General features: G+C 44.1%; 15 protein-coding genes and 1 tRNA gene. 4 read left to right on the top strand and 12 right to left on the bottom strand.

Annotated elements, in window-relative coordinates; all coding sequences use genetic code 11:
• Positions 1 to 6 precede the first annotated feature (6 nt).
• From MXE39_RS11020 to MXE39_RS11035, 4 genes are all read right to left on the bottom strand, one after another.
• On the bottom strand, positions 7 to 2,433 hold the full coding sequence (locus MXE39_RS11020; protein ID WP_247074104.1) for a VirB4 family type IV secretion/conjugal transfer ATPase: 2,427 nt from the start codon (positions 2,431 to 2,433) through the stop codon (positions 7 to 9).
• Between the two features lie 24 nt (positions 2,434 to 2,457).
• Positions 2,458 to 2,751 (bottom strand): hypothetical protein, encoded by a 294-nt coding sequence (locus MXE39_RS11025; RefSeq protein WP_247074106.1) that lies wholly within the window; start codon positions 2,749 to 2,751, stop codon positions 2,458 to 2,460.
• A gap of 469 nt (positions 2,752 to 3,220) precedes the next feature.
• Positions 3,221 to 3,640, bottom strand: coding sequence for a TrbC/VirB2 family protein (locus tag MXE39_RS11030; protein ID WP_348647481.1), 420 nt, complete (start codon positions 3,638 to 3,640; stop codon positions 3,221 to 3,223).
• Positions 3,641 to 3,684: 44 nt separating this feature from the next.
• The gene (locus tag MXE39_RS11035) at positions 3,685 to 4,281 is read right to left on the bottom strand and encodes a lytic transglycosylase domain-containing protein (RefSeq protein ID WP_247074110.1); all 597 of its coding nucleotides are present in this window, start codon (positions 4,279 to 4,281) and stop codon (positions 3,685 to 3,687) included.
• A 533-nt stretch (positions 4,282 to 4,814) separates the two neighbouring features.
• Between MXE39_RS11035 and MXE39_RS11040 the strand changes: the two genes are divergently transcribed.
• The 4 genes from MXE39_RS11040 to MXE39_RS11055 all read left to right on the top strand — a co-directional run bounded on the left by MXE39_RS11040 (position 4,815) and on the right by MXE39_RS11055 (position 8,372).
• Positions 4,815 to 6,227 carry a replicative DNA helicase gene (locus MXE39_RS11040; RefSeq protein WP_247074112.1) on the top strand — a complete coding sequence of 471 codons (1,413 nt, stop codon included), beginning with the start codon at positions 4,815 to 4,817 and terminating at the stop codon, positions 6,225 to 6,227.
• A gap of 75 nt (positions 6,228 to 6,302) precedes the next feature.
• Positions 6,303 to 6,569: a hypothetical protein gene (locus MXE39_RS11045; protein WP_247074114.1), complete on the top strand. Its 267-nt coding sequence runs from the start codon at positions 6,303 to 6,305 to the stop codon at positions 6,567 to 6,569.
• 17 nt (positions 6,570 to 6,586) lie between these two features.
• Positions 6,587 to 7,549, top strand: coding sequence for an ArdC-like ssDNA-binding domain-containing protein (locus MXE39_RS11050; protein ID WP_247074116.1), 963 nt, complete (start codon positions 6,587 to 6,589; stop codon positions 7,547 to 7,549).
• 241 nt (positions 7,550 to 7,790) lie between these two features.
• Positions 7,791 to 8,372, top strand: a complete 582-nt coding sequence (locus MXE39_RS11055; RefSeq protein WP_247074118.1) for a helix-turn-helix domain-containing protein — start codon at positions 7,791 to 7,793, stop codon at positions 8,370 to 8,372.
• 785 nt (positions 8,373 to 9,157) lie between these two features.
• Here MXE39_RS11055 and MXE39_RS11060 read toward each other — a convergent pair.
• The 8 genes from MXE39_RS11060 to MXE39_RS11095 all read right to left on the bottom strand — a co-directional run bounded on the left by MXE39_RS11060 (position 9,158) and on the right by MXE39_RS11095 (position 17,188).
• Entirely contained in the window at positions 9,158 to 10,495 is a 1,338-nt protein-coding gene (locus MXE39_RS11060) for a relaxase/mobilization nuclease domain-containing protein (RefSeq protein WP_247074120.1), read from the bottom strand.
• 2 nt (positions 10,496 to 10,497) lie between these two features.
• The gene (locus MXE39_RS11065; RefSeq protein ID WP_247074122.1) at positions 10,498 to 11,055 is read right to left on the bottom strand and encodes a hypothetical protein; all 558 of its coding nucleotides are present in this window, start codon (positions 11,053 to 11,055) and stop codon (positions 10,498 to 10,500) included.
• 206 nt (positions 11,056 to 11,261) lie between these two features.
• Positions 11,262 to 12,380, bottom strand: a complete 1,119-nt coding sequence (locus MXE39_RS11070; protein ID WP_247074124.1) for a ParB/RepB/Spo0J family partition protein — start codon at positions 12,378 to 12,380, stop codon at positions 11,262 to 11,264.
• A gap of 9 nt (positions 12,381 to 12,389) precedes the next feature.
• Entirely contained in the window at positions 12,390 to 12,698 is a 309-nt protein-coding gene (locus MXE39_RS11075; protein WP_247074126.1) for a hypothetical protein, read from the bottom strand.
• 40 nt (positions 12,699 to 12,738) lie between these two features.
• Complete coding sequence (locus MXE39_RS11080) at positions 12,739 to 13,440, bottom strand: ParA family protein (RefSeq protein WP_247074128.1); 702 nt, start codon at positions 13,438 to 13,440, stop codon at positions 12,739 to 12,741.
• 10 nt (positions 13,441 to 13,450) lie between these two features.
• Complete coding sequence (locus MXE39_RS11085; protein ID WP_247074130.1) at positions 13,451 to 14,485, bottom strand: DUF3991 domain-containing protein; 1,035 nt, start codon at positions 14,483 to 14,485, stop codon at positions 13,451 to 13,453.
• Between the two features lie 85 nt (positions 14,486 to 14,570).
• Positions 14,571 to 16,793: a hypothetical protein gene (locus MXE39_RS11090; protein WP_247074132.1), complete on the bottom strand. Its 2,223-nt coding sequence runs from the start codon at positions 16,791 to 16,793 to the stop codon at positions 14,571 to 14,573.
• A gap of 319 nt (positions 16,794 to 17,112) precedes the next feature.
• Positions 17,113 to 17,188: transfer RNA gene (locus MXE39_RS11095), tRNA-Thr, on the bottom strand.
• Between the last annotated feature and the right edge of the window lie 969 nt (positions 17,189 to 18,157).

Below are 18,157 nucleotides of genomic sequence, written 5' to 3' on the forward strand. Positions count from 1 at the left end.
ATTCTCCTATTTGTTGTTTTCATAGAAGTGAGGTAGCCAATTATCCGGGGCTTCACCGTATTGTTTGATGAGCTCTTCGACAAGAAGGATATTATCTGTAGAGCCGGAGAGTATCTTCAGCTCCTTACCAAACGCAGAAAGATCAAGCCTGCAAACCACGGATTTATGGCCCTGCTTAATCAACATAAGACGGGAGTCTTCTCCAAGCTGAGAAATAAGATAGAACTCGGACGGAGTTACCTTAAATCCGTTTATATAATCATCCCTGTCAGCTCTTGGATTCGGCAGGAATATCTGCGTTGCTGACTGCTCAATTACAGCTTTTGCAATAGGGCTGGAGATAACATCTGATGGTGACTGGGTGGCGAAAACACCGAATCCGTTTTGCTTTCTAATGGTCTTAAGCTTATTGAAGGCAAAGTCACTGAATGCATCATCCAGAAGCCACTTCCAGAACTCATCCATTACAAAGAAGAAGCGGCGGCCATCCAGTACGCTCTCCATCCTGTACAGCAGATAGAACCCCAGCGGAGTCCTCACCTGAGGATTATCAAGGAAGTCCGTTCCATCAATACCAAAATTAGGGTATCTATCGAAATCTAAAGTATCTACAGGGTTATCAAACACCCATGCAAGATCACCATTGCCAATCCAGCGGTACAGACGTTTTGCCAAAGAGTTCTCTTTTTCTTCCTTGGTAAGACCCTGAGGCAGAAACTGCGGGATGATACCTATACGCCTTAATTCACGTGGCATATCCATAACAGCACGCACTGCTTCTGTAAGAGCCAGCTCGTCACTGATTAAAATAGGCTGCTCATCCATTTTTATCAGCAGCTTCATGAAGGAGATGAGAAACTGAATGTTTGCCTCTGTCTTCTCCAGATAAAAAGGATTAAATCCAGTTGGAATACCATTCTTAACTGAAAGATAGCCGCCTTTCATTGCTCTGATGGCAATCTCTGCACCACAGTCCTTATCAAAAAAGACAGTTGTGAGTTTATAGCCATCATTACGGTACTTCTGCGCCATTGCAATCAGGAAGTTCAACAACACGGTTTTTCCGGAGCCGGATGTACCAATAATGGTTGTGTTGGCAAGTGTCTTCTTATCAAAGGAGTCTTCGCCAGCAGGTGAAGTGTGGAAATTAAAGTAGTAGGGCTGGTCGGAAGGAGTTGTCAGAAGCGCGAGTGCTTCGCCCCAAGGGTTTCCATTACGCTTACCCGAGTCGAAGTTATGAAGGGGTGCCAGGTGAGCAAAGTTCTTTGAGGTAATTCTGGCAATACGTGGTCGATAGTCAAAGTTACAAGGTAACTGAGAGAAGAAGGCAGCTGGTAAAGCCAGTGTAGACACGATAGGAAGAAAACCCTCGTCCTGAAGCTTCTTAACAGCATCCTGAGTATTCTGTTTGACAATATCAACAGAATCTCCAAATACCATAAGGCTGTATGAGTACTCTCCTATTGAAAAGTTACCATTGATAACTCCGTCGATAGCCTCGTCCATAGCCCGTATCTGGCTTACACCAGCATCATTAGATGCGAGCAGCTGTTTCTGTTGAATCTGCAGAAATTTCTGCCCCTCTACTTTGGACAGGAAGCAGAATGTCTGCGTCTCAATAAAAACATAAGGCTTAACATGTGATTTATCAGGATAAAGAAGACCATCAAGAATTCCTGAAAAGGTATCTTGTGTATAGTCTTTTAACTCAATACACTGAGCAAATGCCTTACTATCTGCTGTTTGGATTTCAAGGGTATCAGCGCCAGCAAAAATCTGTACGGCACCTAAAGCCTCATGCAATGGAGCATAAGGAACTCTTACAGGCTGCATCTTACCTGTAAGAAGAAAGTTATAAAATGCAAGCTGATCCGAATATAATTTACCGTTTGACTCATACTCTCCAAGCTTTACCACGTCAAATCTGCTCAATGATCTTTGGAATTGCGAGGAGACATTTTCAAACTCTTCAAGTTGCTTTGCTATATCAGCTTCAATTTCATCCTTAGACCTGTATTTGGAAGTCAGCTTACCTCTTCTTTTCATTATGAGGGTAAGGTAGAGCTCAGTAGCCACTAGACGAGATTTGCCGATCGTTTCGTTATACTTTTTTGATAACTCATGAGCAAATCCCTTTTCTGAACAGCAGTTAAGCTCGTCCTGCATGGGCCTGCGGAGGCGGTGCAGCTGGAGGGCATAATTGCTGTTAGAAATAGTCCTGTACAGGATGTTTAGGTTGTTAATTCCCTGGTCAATTTCTATATCATCAGCTGTCTCAAAAGTAATACCTTTTGCAATGAAGGAACTGATAAGCTCACCATCCCTTCCCATAACAACGCCAGGTGCAACTACAGAAGACAAGGGAATAAAATTATTGATCGCCCCCTCTGCTCGCATCATGTCAATACTTTCTTTAAAATTGGATGCACCCATTCTTTAATTTCCTACCAAGTTTATCTACCTTTCTCTCGATTCATTACTCTTAGCACTCCTGCTTCTTTTAACTATCGCTCCCTGCTCAAGTTGCCTTTGCAGGCGGGAGGATATGATTGCAGCAGGCGAGTCTTTATTTCCACGAGATTTAGCCGAGTGTTGAGCAATTCTGGCTTCGATAGAGTCGATTATCTGTTGTTGTATGCCAGTAATACTCTTAGAGTGCCCTTTACTTCTGCAAACCAAAGGGCTGTTCTCAGACTGCTCCTTTAAACGGTCCATGATTTCTTTGACAGGTGTTTTTTCTGGAACTGTCATAATCTTCCTCTCCGGCCTGCCTCAATGTGAGCTTTCAGCGCCAGGTTCTTTCAAGGTACTTGTCAAGAGCAGATTCTAAAATCTCTGCAATATGCTGGTCTTTTATGTGATATGAGCAGGTGCCCTTACAGGCACCTGCATAAATTATTTCTTGTATAGCTTTTTCTTAATCTGGTCACTGTAAATACTTGGACCAAAGGATGAAACACCTTTCCAGTGGAGCTTATTTCCACTCCCAAGGAAGTTGGTACGAAAGCTTAAGAAAAGCTGTCTGAACTTCTGATCGTCATTTATGGCTATCTGCCTCATCACAAATAGAATAGGCGGCGCCAGGAGCAGCAGCGGCATGTATACCCAGAATGCGAGAAGAAGGCATACTCCGCAACATCCAAGAAAGGGTTTAATAGGTATTCCCCATACACAGGCTGGACGCGTAGCTCCTTTAAATAAAGGTGTCTTCTGAACCATATTACCCTACAAGAATTTGAGCCAGCCAAGGAGCTGCGCCAATGAGGATTGCACCCATTAATGGACCGGCAACCTCCATAAGGCCTGCACCCTTGAATAAGGTCTTATAGCCAGCCCAGATTACGGCTACAGTAACTACGACAACCGATACACCCTGAAGAATGTCAAGAATTTGGTTAAACATGCTTTCTACATTAGTGCCGCTTCCTCCGGAAGCAGCAAAAGCAGCTGGTGAGCACAGTAATGCACCAATAAATAAAAGTGAATTTTTTGCGTATAAATTGCGTATCATCTCAAATCTCCTGAAAAATGAGTTCGATTCGTATTTGCGTATGTTGTCTGTAATGATTGAATATCTTAGACGTACTACCTGAACACTATGATTTATGCGGAGAACTACAACTATATGTGAGTTTCTCATACAACGAACACTTATGTATATGCAGGTTTTGCGTATAAAAAATTCTACAAAATCAAACCAGAGGGCTGGCTGGCTTGCTCCAGCAGAGGCCTCTGAGGCTTATCATTAAAATCTTGAATTATTTTGATCGAAGGTACTCTCTCCTTTCCTTTTCTAACCACCTTATCCACATACCCTTGTTTAATCCCTGTTATGAAATTTCCTGAGTAATAACAGGAAAGAGCTGCTTTCAGACTGTCTGACTGACTGTCATGCTCTTTTATCGCACGTCTGTAGCATTCCCCCAGCACTTGAGCAGAGGCTTTAATGTTGAAGCACGGGTCAAGCATCTGCTCAGGGGTTACTCCCATCCTTTCAAAGTTCCTGTTATTGATCTGCCCAAGGCCAACGGAGAAAGATACATTCTGTGTTGCAATCTCGTTGATCTTTAACAGGGCCTCTTCATATGTTTCCGGGTAAAAAGACGGACCATTTACTACAGCAATGGCATATGGTCTAAAACCGCTCTCAATTTCAATGACAGATGCCATAGTGTCGGGTGCTATGTCTGGTGCACACTTGCTGGCAAGCTGCTCAAATTCACTTCGTCCAATCTCTCTAGCATTTGTATCTGAGATTAGTACCCACACAATCAGAAGCATAAACCCTATAAATATGCGACGCAGTGACTTATGGGAGCAAGAGCTCTGAGCCGGTTCACATTTAGAAAATCCAATTCGCATCAAAGGTTTATGCATAAATAATGGATACAGCCTGCCGCAGCAGAGTGCTTTGATCAAGAATCACGAATAGTCAACTTATGCTGTCGCTACCAATTTGGTTCCCGTTTTATACGTATAAATTACTAAAGCCTTACGCAACAGATACGTATCGCTTTTCGCAGGCCCTATGTCCTCACAGGTCTAATCTATGAAATATGACTGCCCGATCGAAGTTTCCCCCACCTTTAAGAACCTCTTCTACTGCAGCCCAGCAGTTAACCTTACGCTCTTTCCCGTCTGCCAATCACTGATTAGCGAGCAGCACTTATGCAGCTTACGCGAGCTGTTCATGGTGCGGCCTCGCCACAAGTGCAATTCCACAGATGCCCACGCCATCAACATGAATCCAAAGTAGCCCCGTCCACCACTTTGATTCATACGATCATTAACCATAGTTTCTATGAGATATAGCCATGTTTCTATTTCGCAACAAGCAGAATTCCGCTAATGTCAACGTATCTGCCACTCTTGTAAATATAGAGGCAGAGAAAACGTTTCTCTGCAATGTTCTTAACTCACCTTCGTTACTTAATAACGCCGACTATTTAAAGTTGAATCTAAATAAAGATGACTTTGCTGGAGAAAAGGCAGGTTTATTTTTTGAGGAGATAAATAACTTTGCAGAGTCTACGGGGGTAGAACAACTTAACACTACGACGTTCCAAATGTTTATTACAGAAAAACACCCAGCAAAGTTGTTTTCTAACAATTCATTTCTTTCATCTATCCTTATATGTCAAATTTTTCCTGAATCTGCTGTAATTGAGATTGCTAAAAGTATTAAAAAGCTATCTTTAAGACGAAACCTAATCCAATCTTCAGAAGCACTCCGACACGATACTATTGAACTTAATGGACGCAATCTAGATGAAGTTATTCAGCAGACTGAAGACAGGTTGGAGGCTATCAAAACAAGCAATTCTGAAACCCCACTTGAATCAGGTGGTGTAATTGAGCTGGTTGACTCTCTTAGAAGACTACAGGAGGTAGAAGCTCCAAGGCTGATTCCTACAGGTTTCAAAAAGCTTGATGACTACATTGCTTTTGTACCAGGGACACTTAACACACTGGCTGCCAGACCAGGTGTTGGAAAGACTGCCTTTGCATTAAACATTGCTGATCACAATATGGCCAAGCCTGAAAATAAAGGCGAGGTCCTTTTTGTCAGCCTTGAGTTAAGCATGGACGAGGTGTTCTATCGTCTAATCAGCTCTGTTGGTCAGATTGATTACCGGCTTATACAGCGAAGAGACATGTCATCTGTGTCTTCCTCTAATTGGGCTAAGGCAATTCAAAGAATTAAGTCATACGAACGTAAGCCTGAGAATGCCTCTGACTCTTCTGAAAACTATAGTCTTCTCAATGTCATAACTCCTAAAAAGGCCATAACCACGCCTAATGATATAAGGAGGTATGTCCGCAACTCAATTTCTACTACTGGACACCCCCCATCTCTGGTAATAATTGATTATGTACAGTTAATGAGAATGACATCAGAACCGAATGATTTTGAGAATCTCCCTAAAATTTATAATGATGTCTGCTATGCATTAAAGAATATTGCGAGAGAATATGATGTTCCAATTCTTATTCTTTCTCAGGTGGGCTTGTCAGTAGACAGGCGTAATACCACACCAACCGCACAAAATATAGCTGGCTCTACAGGTATTCACAGAGCCTCAGATGTTATGCTTTTATTGCATAAAGAGAGCAATGACTCTAATCAGGTTCAGGTAATTGTAGAGAAAAATAGATCTGGACCTGCAGGAGCAACACTTATACTCGGATATGTCGGTCAGTACTATCAGTTTGTGGATAATAGCTGACACTTTTAACACGTTGTGCAGCCTGACAGAACCATTTAGGCTGCGTTTTTTAATCTAGTTGTTAGTGAGGTACACATGCCAATTAAAAGAGAATACACCCCTATGCAGGAAGCTGTAATCCAGCAGACAAGCATCATGATTCTTGCTGAAAGTGCAAGATTGAGGATGGATAAGGATGAAGAAGCATTTGTGGGAGTAAAGGTTGAAGGCGAGCAGTATGAAAAGCTCTTCTCCGATTTCGATATCTATCCTGATCAGTACAAGGAGGAGTGTCTTGCCGACTGGGAGCTTAATCAGAGAGCTCAGGAAATTGCTTATGCAGTTGACAATATTTGCTCTTAACTCAGGAGAAACTAAGTATGAGCGACACTAATTTAGAAACAACTCAGGAAAACAAAACTCAGGAAGCTATTGCAGAGTTTGCAAAAAAACTCAGTTATGCTATCGAAAACGATAACCTGCCATTCTCCAAAAACAGTATGGAAGAGCCATTTAACCCAAAAACTGGTTACCCCTATGGTGGAAGTAACAATGTTATGTTGAAAATGGTGTCCGGAGAGAAAGGTTATGATGATCCTCGCTGGCTTACCTTCAATGAGGGTAAAGAGCTTGGGGGAACTGTAATGAAAGGAGAAAAAGCAACAAAGCTGCTTATTCTGGATAGAGATGGATCGAGCAGACTGACATTCAAGTATTTTAATGTCTTTAATGCCAATCAGTTTAAAGGCCTGAATCTTCCTCCAATTGAAAAGAATGATATGCCCTTCGCTGACAGGCAGAGCCAGTTCGCTGCTGCAAAGGCCGACCATGAGGCCTCAAATCCAAGAGAGTTCGCGAAGAATGAATATTCTAAGCTTAGTCATGAGTCTCGAGTTGCTTTAATTAAAGAGATTGGCGATCAGATGACCATGTCACGCATTGGTGACTCCTCTATAGGTAAGATTTCTGAGGCAAATAAGCAATTTGCTAAAGAATGGCTCGATCTCCTGAAGACCCCTGAGGGACAAAGGGAGGCTGTGTTTATCAGCAATGATGCATTTAAAGAGTTTAAGTATCAAATGCAGTTCGACCCAGTTAAAGATGTTAAGCACGAGCCTATTAAAGATAAAGTTAAGGAAGAGCGAGTACCAAACAGGGAGGATGCCGCAACTGCGGGGATCAAAAGCGAGACTCTTGCAAGAGCTTCTGATTTGGTTCAAAAGGAAGAACGTACTTTAGGCTCTAATGCAAAAGAGAAGCAAGAGAGAGCAACTGCTCCTGAAAATACCGCACCAGATAAATCAACACGCACTCGTGCAAAGCCTAAGGAAATGACAAGATAGTTTCTGTATTTACCTTGGTTTCTCATCAATAAATAAAAAAGCCCTGACTTAATTAGCCAGGGCTTTTTTAAAATCCTGATAAATACCTTTCCATAAAAAGCCAATAAAAAAGGCCCCTCCCGTGGGACCTTTTTATTCTATGAAATATAGTGGCTTTATTATAACACATTAACAATTATTTTAGCCCACCTCGGATATCACAAAGTCTGATTTCTTTGTGGTAGAAACTCTTACTTAGATTATGGACTACAGCAAGATGTTCGAAAACAACTTACAACCTTATGAGTCATTCTGTTATGTTTTTTATGCTTCTTTAGATGCCTTACTTGAGACTTCTGATATCACAAAGACTGATATCTGTGTGTTAGCAAAGCTTACCAATATCATGGACTACGGCAACGAAGTCCCTCAAATGACTAAGCAGCAGCTCGCTGAATTAGTTGGTATTAAACGGCCAAAACTCTCTAAATCCCTTAAAAGGCTTCTCAAGCACGGTGTGGTGATAAAGGATGGCAAGAAGCTAACCGTCAACCCTCAGTACTATTACAAAGGCAATCTCTTCAACAGACATAGGGCTCTTGAGGCTCTGAAAAGCAAGTATAATCCTGAGCCGGACGCACTTCCTGAGGATCAATTTAAAGAGCTGGAAACACAGCCAGCTAATAATGTAAGTAATGAAAATCATGAACCAACGAAGCCATTTATTGATGCTCACGCTAAATGGCTGGATTGGCTGGATAACCTGATAGACAATAATATAAGTAAGGACAACTCTACACCTAAGGCCAGTCTGCCATTTGACGAAAAAGACATACCGTTCTAAGGCCTGCCGGTTGCCGCTACAAGGAAGCTCTGTGCTCTTAACCGAGTGCAGGGCTTTATTTTTCTGGTGGAACTGGCATCCTGACACTGGTAAGACACGAAGCTGGTCAGTTACAATACACCTCCTTCCCGTTGGCCCTAAGAGGAGCCTTCGTTAAGTTAAGGCTGCTGTTGATTAAGCTGGCCTGTCTAAAAGCATAAGGAGGGTGTGCTGCTGCAGATTTATAAAGTTGATATTATAGGCATAAAAAAAATACCCTACTGAGTGTAACCTCAAGTAGGGTTTCAACTGCAGGCCCTAGCCTGCCACATAACAAAAATAATAGGGCAATGCCCTTGTCCCATTATTATATCCCAGGGGGTTAATATGAGCAATAAAATGATACCCAGAATTATTACGCTGTACTGATGGAGATAATCGCTCGCGCTATCCAGAGATCAGAACATAAAGAACTCTACCTTAGCCCGGCAAGAAATGGCCGCTACAAGAAAGCCCTGTGCTCTTAACCGAGTACAGGGCTTTATTTTTCTGGTGGAACTGGCATCCTGACACTGGGAAGACACGAAGCTGGTCAGTTACAGTACACCTCTTTCCCGTTTGCCCTAAGAGGAGCCTTCATTAAGTTAAGGCTGCTGTTGACTAAGCTTGCCTGGCTAAAAGTATAAGGAGGATGGTGCTGCTGGTGCTGACAGGAGGGTTCCCGCAGCAGTCGTAGCTTTAGCTGGCGGGAAAAGAATTACTTTGTGGGCTGGTACGGCTGTCATGCCATGATCAGGGGAGAACGCTTATCTCAGCCTTTCTTTTTCCCTGCGGGATAATTCTTTCTTTCGACGCTCGATTGCCCATTTTTGAGCCTGAGATTGAGCACTTTCTTTATTTCTAATCTCTGTATTTTCCCTCATGTTTTTGCTCTCCTTTGCTGCTTTCTTTTTCATTGCAATAAAGCTTTTATAAAATTCTCCTGTACTTATCTCGTCCGGGAGTTCGTTTGAGAATGTAGAAAAATGTTCTTGGAGCCCTTTAGCCAGGCTGTTTATGGAGGGGTCGTCTATTTCAATCAGCTCTCTGGTTGCAGAATCTGCTGATTGTTTGATCCTTGCTCTCGCAGCAAGTTGACCATTTGTCCATACAGGCTCCTCTTTTACTGTTTTGGCCTTTAAGTCTATATAGTGTTTTTCAATAGAAGTATTTGACCTCGCTACACCTCTTACAGCGCGGTCCGTTGCATTCATGGTAATGCCGTTAAGCATTGCTAATGCCGCAAAACGCTCTCTCATAAATTTCAGGTCATTTTTTCTAATGTTAAGTCTCTGCGCCTGATTGTTAACAGATTTGATAAGAAAATGGACATGTGGATGGTCAGGTTCATTAGGAGTATCTTCAGTCTTAGCATGCATAACATATACGTAATCAAAACCATTATCCCTGAAGAACTCCTGCCCAAATTGCCGTGCCGTCTTCATCATAGCATCGTGATTCGTCCCCGGAGGCGCTGATAAGATAAAACGGCGAGCTGCAGCTGGAGCGTTATTATCGTACTCAATAGAGTCCTTACTCTCTGCTATAGCCATATCATTAGCCCACTCGTCTATAAGGTCGTATAAACGCTCTTTTGATAGAGTTGAACCATCTGGACCTTCAGGAAGCACTTTTCCATTGCGAATAATGTAGCTGGCGGCCTTATGTAAATGACTGGCAGTTTTTATGCCTTTAGAAGCTCTGTCTATCTTGATAACAGCTTCCTTGTAGCTGTTGACAATGCCTTTTGCCTTTTGTACTGCTGAAATCCCAGTGCCTTTCTTATATATACGGGATTTACGATAGTTTGAATTTACTGTGCGGCTACGCCTTTTTTCTGAGACTGATCTGGCAGAGGTGCTTGCAGATTTAGACGAGCTGTACCCCCATCCTGAACGCCATCCCGAGCCCCTGGTGAGATATGTGAAACGACCACCTCCCCCCGCCTGCTTCCTTAGCTTGACCCTTTTTATTGGTTTAAAAATATCTGGCTCATCCGGATATGGAAGTACTCTGCTAATCAGCTTTTCAGCCTCTCTGAATCTTCTTACATACTCGCGATGTTCCCGGGCTATTTTTATAGCCGTATTTTTATCAACATCCATACTCAGAACCTCCGAGCCGCTTTTTTAATCATCTGTCTGACGACCTCTACATGCTCCTTAATGTACTTCTCCAGAGATCTGTTATGGGTTAGCTTTTTAAAATAAGCTACTTCCTCTTTAAGGTTATGTTCGTTTATAAGCAGGCGATGTTTTCTGAAAGAGTTCAACTCTTTTACCAGCTGGTTAAGGTTGGTACCTATAGCCTTAAGCTCCACATTGGACCTTGAAAGAACATCTCTATCTTCGCCGGTGAATGTCGGCATATCCATCAACATTCCCCTGATTATGATAAGTACTGCCTTTGGCCTTGATACGTTGTAATGCATGGCCACAAAGTCTAAGGCCCTCACCTCTTCGCTGTTCAGTTTGACATGAAGGCTTACTGAATCGGAAGATTCACGCGCGGGCTCTGCCTTAACTTCATTGTTCTTTAATGCCCTTGTCAGTATTTCTCTGGCCAGAGTAGCTGGGCGTTTTCCTTTATCTTTAGCAAAACGTTCAAACATTAAGTGAGTCTCGTCCCCCAGTTGGATTGTTAACTTCTTATATTTTGTTTTCATATTCAGATTACCTTCTATTTGACCGCTACTTGTAGCGACTTTAGCAAGGCTAAAGTGTCTTACACACCAGAAGTAGTCATGTTGATGACTGCCCTGGTGTCCCACGGATGTGCAGGGGGCAACCGCAAGAAAAACCCCATGGGTTTTCCGCAGGTTGCCTATCCTGCCCTAGCCTAAAAATTTCCAAATTTGGAAATTTCTCTTTGCTACCCCTCTATTACTCTATTTATCTTTATCTCCTCTGCAAGGCGCTCTTCTTCCTCGCCTGAGTCCTCAAACTTAACCATGATAAAGCCGTCTGGCATCACTACCTTGTAGAGGAACTCGACATTTCTACCATCAATAGTTCCAAGGATGAGTGGCTTGCGATATCGAGTCTTTGCATCATCGTTACTCAGAATTTCATCGGCTTCGCGTTCCATGTCTGGCCCCTCACCGTCATCAGGGCTGGCTGACGGGGAAGAGTTGCTTTCGTTGTTTGAAAATGCATCTTCATAGTCATCAACATCATCTCTGGAGGAGTCTTCTCCCTCGCTTGCCTCCTGGGGGTCATGTCCCGTCCCTACTCCTTCTTCACTGTACCAGCTGCTGTCATAACCAGAGTTTCCCCCCGCTGGCTCTGCATCGGCCTCTGCCGTATGCTCGTTTGAGCTGTTTTCATATGGGGTTTCGCTGCCGCCAGATGACAGCTTCTCTCTGAATGCCTTTAATGTGCTACTGGTAAATAGCTCGGCACTGTCATCATTAAAACCAGCCTGCAAGGCCACGAACTCTTTGAGTGCCTCGCCGTTCTTTTCAGCCTCTTTAGCGAAGTCGGCAAATGTAAATATACTTTTGAAGTTGTCCTTGTAAGACTTGAGCCAATCAGGGGCCTCTGACCAGGTAAGGTAGTCAGAGATACGTTGAGCTTTCATGCCAAGCTTCTCTGCTATCTCACCCTTCTTTTCACCCAGCTCAATACGGGAGGTTATGAAGTCAGCAATTTCATAGTACTTAAGTTCGTCACGCTTGATGTTTTCACTCATCTGCAGATAGCCGATTTTGCTGTCGTCTTCTACTTTCCTGACGATGGCCGGGATTTTCTCTTTGCCCAGAAGCTGGAAAGCCCGATAGCGTCTTTCACCTGCAATAATTACGTACTGAAGGCTGTCTTTTCGCACAATAATAGGCTGCAAAAGCCCATTTGCTTCAATATCACGAGCAAGCTCCTGCATTTTGTCCTCGTTAAAATCCTTACGAGGCTGTTTGCTGTCTCTGATGATTTTGGACAGTTCTATTTGCTCTACTACTTCCTTTCTGTCCAGATTCAACTTTGATAAATCCATGGGTACTCCTTAGCTAACTAATGAAATAGGTGATGTTTCTTTAAGGCCAATGAGGTTTTGTACATCGCCCTGGCTCAAGCCAGGCAGTGTGAAGCCGAAAGTATGTCCACACATCCAAAGGTGTCTCAGCAGGCGCTTCCATTTGTCTGGATGTGCCTGCTTAAGCTTCTCAAGTGAAAATACAACTTCATCTGCAGCAGAGAACTCTTTGTCAACGTCAATCGCCTCCATGATGGTGAACAGCACCCTTCTGATTTCTCTCCAGCCACTTTTATTGTTATTTACTATCCATACTCCTTTGCCTATATCCTGAGCCACTGCAAAACAGTTTCGTCTTTTAATGACGCCGTAATGCAGTTCACACTCCTATAACAATCTGGTCATCATTTCTGGTTACGCTTATCTCATGGATTGGCAGCAGCATGTCTTTGTTCATTGCAACCAGCTTCTCCGCAGTCCGAACCTGGAGCTCCGAGTGGTCAACCATGTTTGGAATGAAATAAACTCTCGCAGTGTTATTAAGCTGCCCGACTCGATTTACTATTCCTTCCAGACCCTGGATCGACTCTGTGTAGAGCTGGATTGGAGAGATGATGATGTCAGCAACGCCAACAGCACTGTTGCTCCTGATATCCGCATTAGGGTTACTGTCAATCACAATAAGATCAAACTGACTCTTCAGGACACCTATTGCTTCAACAAAGTTAGAGTACATCTGTATCAGCTCGCTTTCCTGATTCTCTTGAAGAGTGATTAGCTCTTCTTTTGAGTTAATTGCTGAGATAAGCTGAAGATTGCTGTTTTCTTCCCCACCAATCTCTGCATCTGTATTGATGTCTCGCTCCTCAGCTGCTAAGAAGAGATCAGCTGGCTTGATGTTGGACAAAGTAACCATCTCGTTTTTGATCAACACTCTGCTGGCGTTAGCCTGACTGTCAAGATCAATGAAGAGGGTCTTGCACCCGCACTGATATGCGGCATAAAAGGCAGTCTGCACAGCAAGAAATGACTTGCCTACTCCGCCTTTTTCATTACTGATGGTAAGTACCTTAGCTACCATAAAAACTCCTTTAATTACGTTCTAAGCTGCAGGTCCTGGATGGCTGCGGTGTTTGTGATACAGCCATACCTCTCTTTTTACATAAATTCATATCCGCCAAGTCCTTGCCATATTTGGCAGGCGGTCTGTAAGTATTGACTTCTCTTTGAATCAGAGCTTCTATCTTTTCCTTTTGACCCTGGTGTGCCCGGTTGGTACCGGCCTCCACCTGGGCATCTTTTTCGTTGTCATATACGATAGTCACCTTTTCAGCAGACCTGATAATGCTGGACAGGTGTGGCGTATCAATCCATTTCTTCTCGCCTGCTCCATTGGATATGATGATGGTTGGATGCTGTGGATGTCCCTGCATGTAAGCCATATCAATTAACGCCAGAGCATCAACCCCGCCTTCAACAACCCATACGCTCTTCGGGTCTCCTTTTATCAGCCCTGCGAATTGTTTGTCGCTGTTAGCGAAGTTTGTTTTAGGGTTCATGTCTGTACTTAAGTACCCTCTTTTGGCTACATTTCTGACTTTCCCACTCTCATCAAAGCCACAAAATAAGACCGCGCCTTTTATATATCTGACAAATCCCTGCTGCTCAGCTATCTGAAGCGTTTTGCCGCTTATCCCACGTATATCAGTAAGGTACTTTCTCCCATCTACCTTGTCTTGCTCCCTTGTCATAGGAATACGTGGATACAATGCTGGTTTCGGAACAGCAGATTCAGCTGCTCTTTTACTGACAAACTCAGACAGCGCCGACTTATCAGTTATGGCATCAGGACAAAGAGCCTTAATTACTTCAGGGAACTTCATGTTTGAAAGTTCCATAATCAGCTTGATAATGTCACCGCCTCGGCTGGCATGTTTGTCACAGAACACGTATCGACCAGTGTTTCTATTCCGGTCTACTCTATAAAGCTCACTTTTGGAACTTGAGGAGCTGTAAACGTTGAAAGCATGCTCCTTACCTTTGCATACATATCCCAGACTTTCTATCAGCCTTCTTGGATCAGTTGAGTTAGCCATATCAATCTGAGATTGTGTGAGTTTAGTCATTTGTACTCCTTTCCAGCATATGCAGATTCATGCCTGCGGGAAGAAGTTTTAATCCCGCTGCTCTGCTGCCACGCCGGATTAAATGCTAGTCCTTGCTGTTGTTGTGGGATGATGCCTGTAACCCGGTCATGATGCTGACAAAGTCCATGCCGGTCATCGACTCACATTCATCAGGAGAAGTTACCCGTCCATGACCAACATCATCTTCCTCCGCATGCATGTCAGTGCAGGTTTCGTGGTCATCACGGTAGCCCTGTTCATGCTCAAGTGCAGCCTGGTAAAACCCGTCAAGTTTGGAGAGTAATGAGTTGACTTTATTGATTGACGGCTGTTCAACAGCTTCTGTCTCAGTGTCAGCAACTGTTACTGAGGACTGATTGGCAGGCAATGGATTAACCATCGATTCAGTTGTGTCATTGGCAATGGCATGTTCATTCGCCTGCTGCAGGTTTACTGACCTCTCTCCGCCAGCTGTTACTGATTCTGATGTGCAGAAAGTCTTCGGACTGGTTAAGACAGTGTCTTTGTACTCCTGAACCGTTATAGCGGTGCCTCTGCCATAACCAGGAATGTCGAAAGGGGCTTGCCATGGTCCAACTTCAGGACATAAGTCACGAAGTACCTGGATTTCCTTAATAAGCTCAATTCCCCTGTCTCTGGCATAAGTTGCAGGAGTGTGCTCCAGGCTGTCCATCTCTGCCTGGATCTTTTCATGTCTGGTTATGAGGGTCATCCTTCGTGCAATGTACTCACCGAAAGAGATTACGTACCCGTTCACCTCGCCTAAATAGTCGTTGGAAACAGTGACTTCATCAGGACGATTGTTCAACGCAGCCTGACAGTTGTCTGCCCAGATGAAAGCCTCGTCCACACCGAACAGAGGTGTTTCTTGAGGACTTGTCTGGATGGAATCAAGTTCCTGCAGCTCAGAGAGCGCCTGCCTAAGGCCAGATACTGGGGCGGCGCTGTGGTCCGCGCCACCGGCGCCGGGCACAGCGTCGTTACTTAGCTCGTTCTTAGTGTCGTTGGTATAAGCGTTCTTACAGTCGTTCTTTATACCGTTCTTATATGTGTGCGCGTTTGGAGCCAGGGTGTGCGCGTTTGGAGACAAAGTGTGCGCATTTGAAAAATTAGTGTGCGCATTTGATAAAATAGAGTCCGCACCTTGACCGCTGGTGTGCGCAGAAGTGTGCGCGTTTGAAGATGGGGTGTGCGCATTTGTGTTGCCCGGATCTGTCAGAGCCTGCAGCTCCTTAATAACAGCAGCGAGCTCACGGTCGCCATAACGATGCTCATAGATCTTTATGGCATTGACCATCTCTCTCATGGTATTAGGGCTTGAGGACTGTAAGGCTCTTACCTTCTGTAAGTTGTTGTTATGGCTTGCTCTGACAGCTGTCTTCAAGCGTGATTCAAGGTTATCTCTGTCATCCTGTCCAGCGATACCATCAATTAAAATGGTCCTGAGCTGGTTTGAGGAGAGTTTGAATGCAGTACTGCTTTCACAGGCGAGCTCTGTGCTGTTGAATGCGTCAGTGAGAGTTACCTGCCACTGCTGCTCTTGAGACATGCTGTAGAACTCATTGCGCTTTACTTCAGAGAGTTTGCGCGAGGCGTTGTACTCTGCTCCTCCGCATGCAGGAGTAAAGTGCTCGTTGTTCAAAAGGGTGTTGCTCTGAGCCAGTGACTCTTCGTAAAAAGGAATGTCTTGGTTAAGGTCATCCTTATCAATAAAGGTGATCCCCTCGATGGTGTCGATGACGTCAACTGGATTGTGGATATACCCTGGGATTGCATCGAGCTTCTGGGCACGCATGATTCTGGTGAGAGGAGTGTCGACATACTTAACAACCTCGGCAACAGCCCTGGTGTTAAGAATGTCAGAAGCCTTCTGAGACTCCCTGACTTTTAAAAGCCTTGCATAAGGCTGAGTAATGTCAGGTGATATGGCAACGCCACCACCAGCAGCACCAGCAGGTAGAATAAGCCCTTTGTGCTCAAGGCTGTCTATGATGCGGTGAATTTTGCCCTGGGAGAAAACCTTTTGAGAAATGAGGTTTTCGCAGTGGGCTCTGACTGAGTTATTAGGAAGGACGAAGTCAACACCAGCCCTGGCAAAGGTGCATGAGGTGTTCAGAAGCCCTGACAGAAAAAGGGCCTCTGAATAAGTCATAGTGTTGTTATCAAGGAAAATAAAAGGAATGAAGCTGCTGCTGGTATTGGCATTAACGCTGATCCAGCGCTTACCATCTCGCAACTCAATATTGATGAGTTCCTGCTCTTTCAGGGCATGGATGTGACGCCCCACATTGCGTGGAGTGATTAATGAGTCAAGACGACGTGAGATGAGCCAGTTCTGCAGGTTGATCTGACCGTTATGCTGCTGAGCCCAAGGGCTTTCGCAGAGATTGGTGATACCAGCAAGTACTACCTTTTCAGCAGGCGAGGCGTTGCTTAAGTACTGCTCTCTGTAGAGACGGCCAAAGGCAAAGAGGCCATTATCTTTTTCCGGGTCAAACTTCCCTGCAAAGGCGCGGTCTGATCCAGACTCAAAGATACGTGAATAGATCCCGTCACTGCGTGAAGAATCGCACTGACAGGTTCGATTTTCACCCTCTGCCCTGAATTGGTGCTGGATACAAGAATCGAACTTGCGACCTTTTGATTACGAATCAACTGCTCTACCGACTGAGCTAATCCAGCAACGTAATTTGAAATGAGATGTTTCCTGGGCGCATGATGGAAACGGCGCTATTCTAGCAAATTTAAGATCATGGGTAAATGCTTGTGCCTCCAGGGGTTGCCAGGTTAACTACTACCCAGGACTGTCCCAAATGCCGTATAAATCAGATCTGCTCTAAATTTTGCCCCATATTCAGGCTGTAATATTTCAAGGAAAATCAATATCTTCCTCCGCAGCTCATCATTAAATCTGCCACCCCTGTAAACAGAATGTTGCCTTCATTGTAGTTAAGGCAATGTAATGTCCAACCATCAATCTCTTCTCTTCTACGGCTGTCTCATCCAGTTAATTGCTCCTCACTCTCCAGCCTCATTATCCTAATCTCCTCACTGAGCGTAAGCTCATTTCAGCCGATCCCAGTTTTGAACAGACTGCCCGACTGCATTATGTCTGGGTGCAGTATGCATAAGTACATGCCTGATTATCCATCCGCATTTAAAACACTTGAGGATGGAATGGTGGTAGCCAATACATGCGAGTTTTTTTGATTTGATTCTGAGCTGACAGCCGCCTGTTGCCTCAAGTTAGATTGTGATGTTGAGACCTTAAAGAATATTGCCAGCTGGTTCAAAAAGAACGCCAGCATTGTTCCTGACACCTTTCATGACAACCAGTTAAAGCAGTTAAACAAGGCATAGAAAGCCGAGCAGCGTGCTGTTGACAGGCGCGATAAGCTGGCTGAGGAAAACAGGGAAACAGGGAAACAGGGAAACTCGTAAAGCTCTTAAAGAGATGGGGGAAAGCTTAAGGATCTTAAGAAGCTTCAAAAGACCCCCGTGAGCTGCAGGCAGCAAACAATCTGCTGAAAAAAATCCATGATGGCATCAACAAGAACTCATAACAAAAGCGCTCATGCTGTGCATCAGCAGTCTTAGCCCCTTATACAATGCCGCTCCATGTACCTGTTAATAATTTATAAAATATTTTAG

It is taken from the genome of Anaerobiospirillum sp. NML120511, from assembly GCF_023050955.1.
Classification (GTDB): Bacteria; Pseudomonadota; Gammaproteobacteria; order Enterobacterales; family Succinivibrionaceae; genus Anaerobiospirillum.

What these genes read in the sequence shown, in the direction of transcription:
- MXE39_RS11020 (WP_247074104.1), bottom strand. Translation starts at nt 2,433, where the DNA reads ATGGGTGCATCCAATTTTAAAGAAAGTATTGACATGATGCGAGCAGAG.
- MXE39_RS11025 (WP_247074106.1), bottom strand. Translation starts at nt 2,751, where the DNA reads ATGACAGTTCCAGAAAAAACACCTGTCAAAGAAATCATGGACCGTTTA.
- MXE39_RS11030 (WP_348647481.1), bottom strand. Translation starts at nt 3,640, where the DNA reads ATGAGAAACTCACATATAGTTGTAGTTCTCCGCATAAATCATAGTGTT.
- MXE39_RS11035 (WP_247074110.1), bottom strand. Translation starts at nt 4,281, where the DNA reads ATGCTTCTGATTGTGTGGGTACTAATCTCAGATACAAATGCTAGAGAG.
- MXE39_RS11040 (WP_247074112.1), top strand. Translation starts at nt 4,815, where the DNA reads ATGTTTCTATTTCGCAACAAGCAGAATTCCGCTAATGTCAACGTATCT.
- MXE39_RS11045 (WP_247074114.1), top strand. Translation starts at nt 6,303, where the DNA reads ATGCCAATTAAAAGAGAATACACCCCTATGCAGGAAGCTGTAATCCAG.
- MXE39_RS11050 (WP_247074116.1), top strand. Translation starts at nt 6,587, where the DNA reads ATGAGCGACACTAATTTAGAAACAACTCAGGAAAACAAAACTCAGGAA.
- MXE39_RS11055 (WP_247074118.1), top strand. Translation starts at nt 7,791, where the DNA reads ATGGACTACAGCAAGATGTTCGAAAACAACTTACAACCTTATGAGTCA.
- MXE39_RS11060 (WP_247074120.1), bottom strand. Translation starts at nt 10,495, where the DNA reads ATGGATGTTGATAAAAATACGGCTATAAAAATAGCCCGGGAACATCGC.
- MXE39_RS11065 (WP_247074122.1), bottom strand. Translation starts at nt 11,055, where the DNA reads ATGAAAACAAAATATAAGAAGTTAACAATCCAACTGGGGGACGAGACT.
- MXE39_RS11070 (WP_247074124.1), bottom strand. Translation starts at nt 12,380, where the DNA reads ATGGATTTATCAAAGTTGAATCTGGACAGAAAGGAAGTAGTAGAGCAA.
- MXE39_RS11080 (WP_247074128.1), bottom strand. Translation starts at nt 13,440, where the DNA reads ATGGTAGCTAAGGTACTTACCATCAGTAATGAAAAAGGCGGAGTAGGC.
- MXE39_RS11085 (WP_247074130.1), bottom strand. Translation starts at nt 14,485, where the DNA reads ATGACTAAACTCACACAATCTCAGATTGATATGGCTAACTCAACTGAT.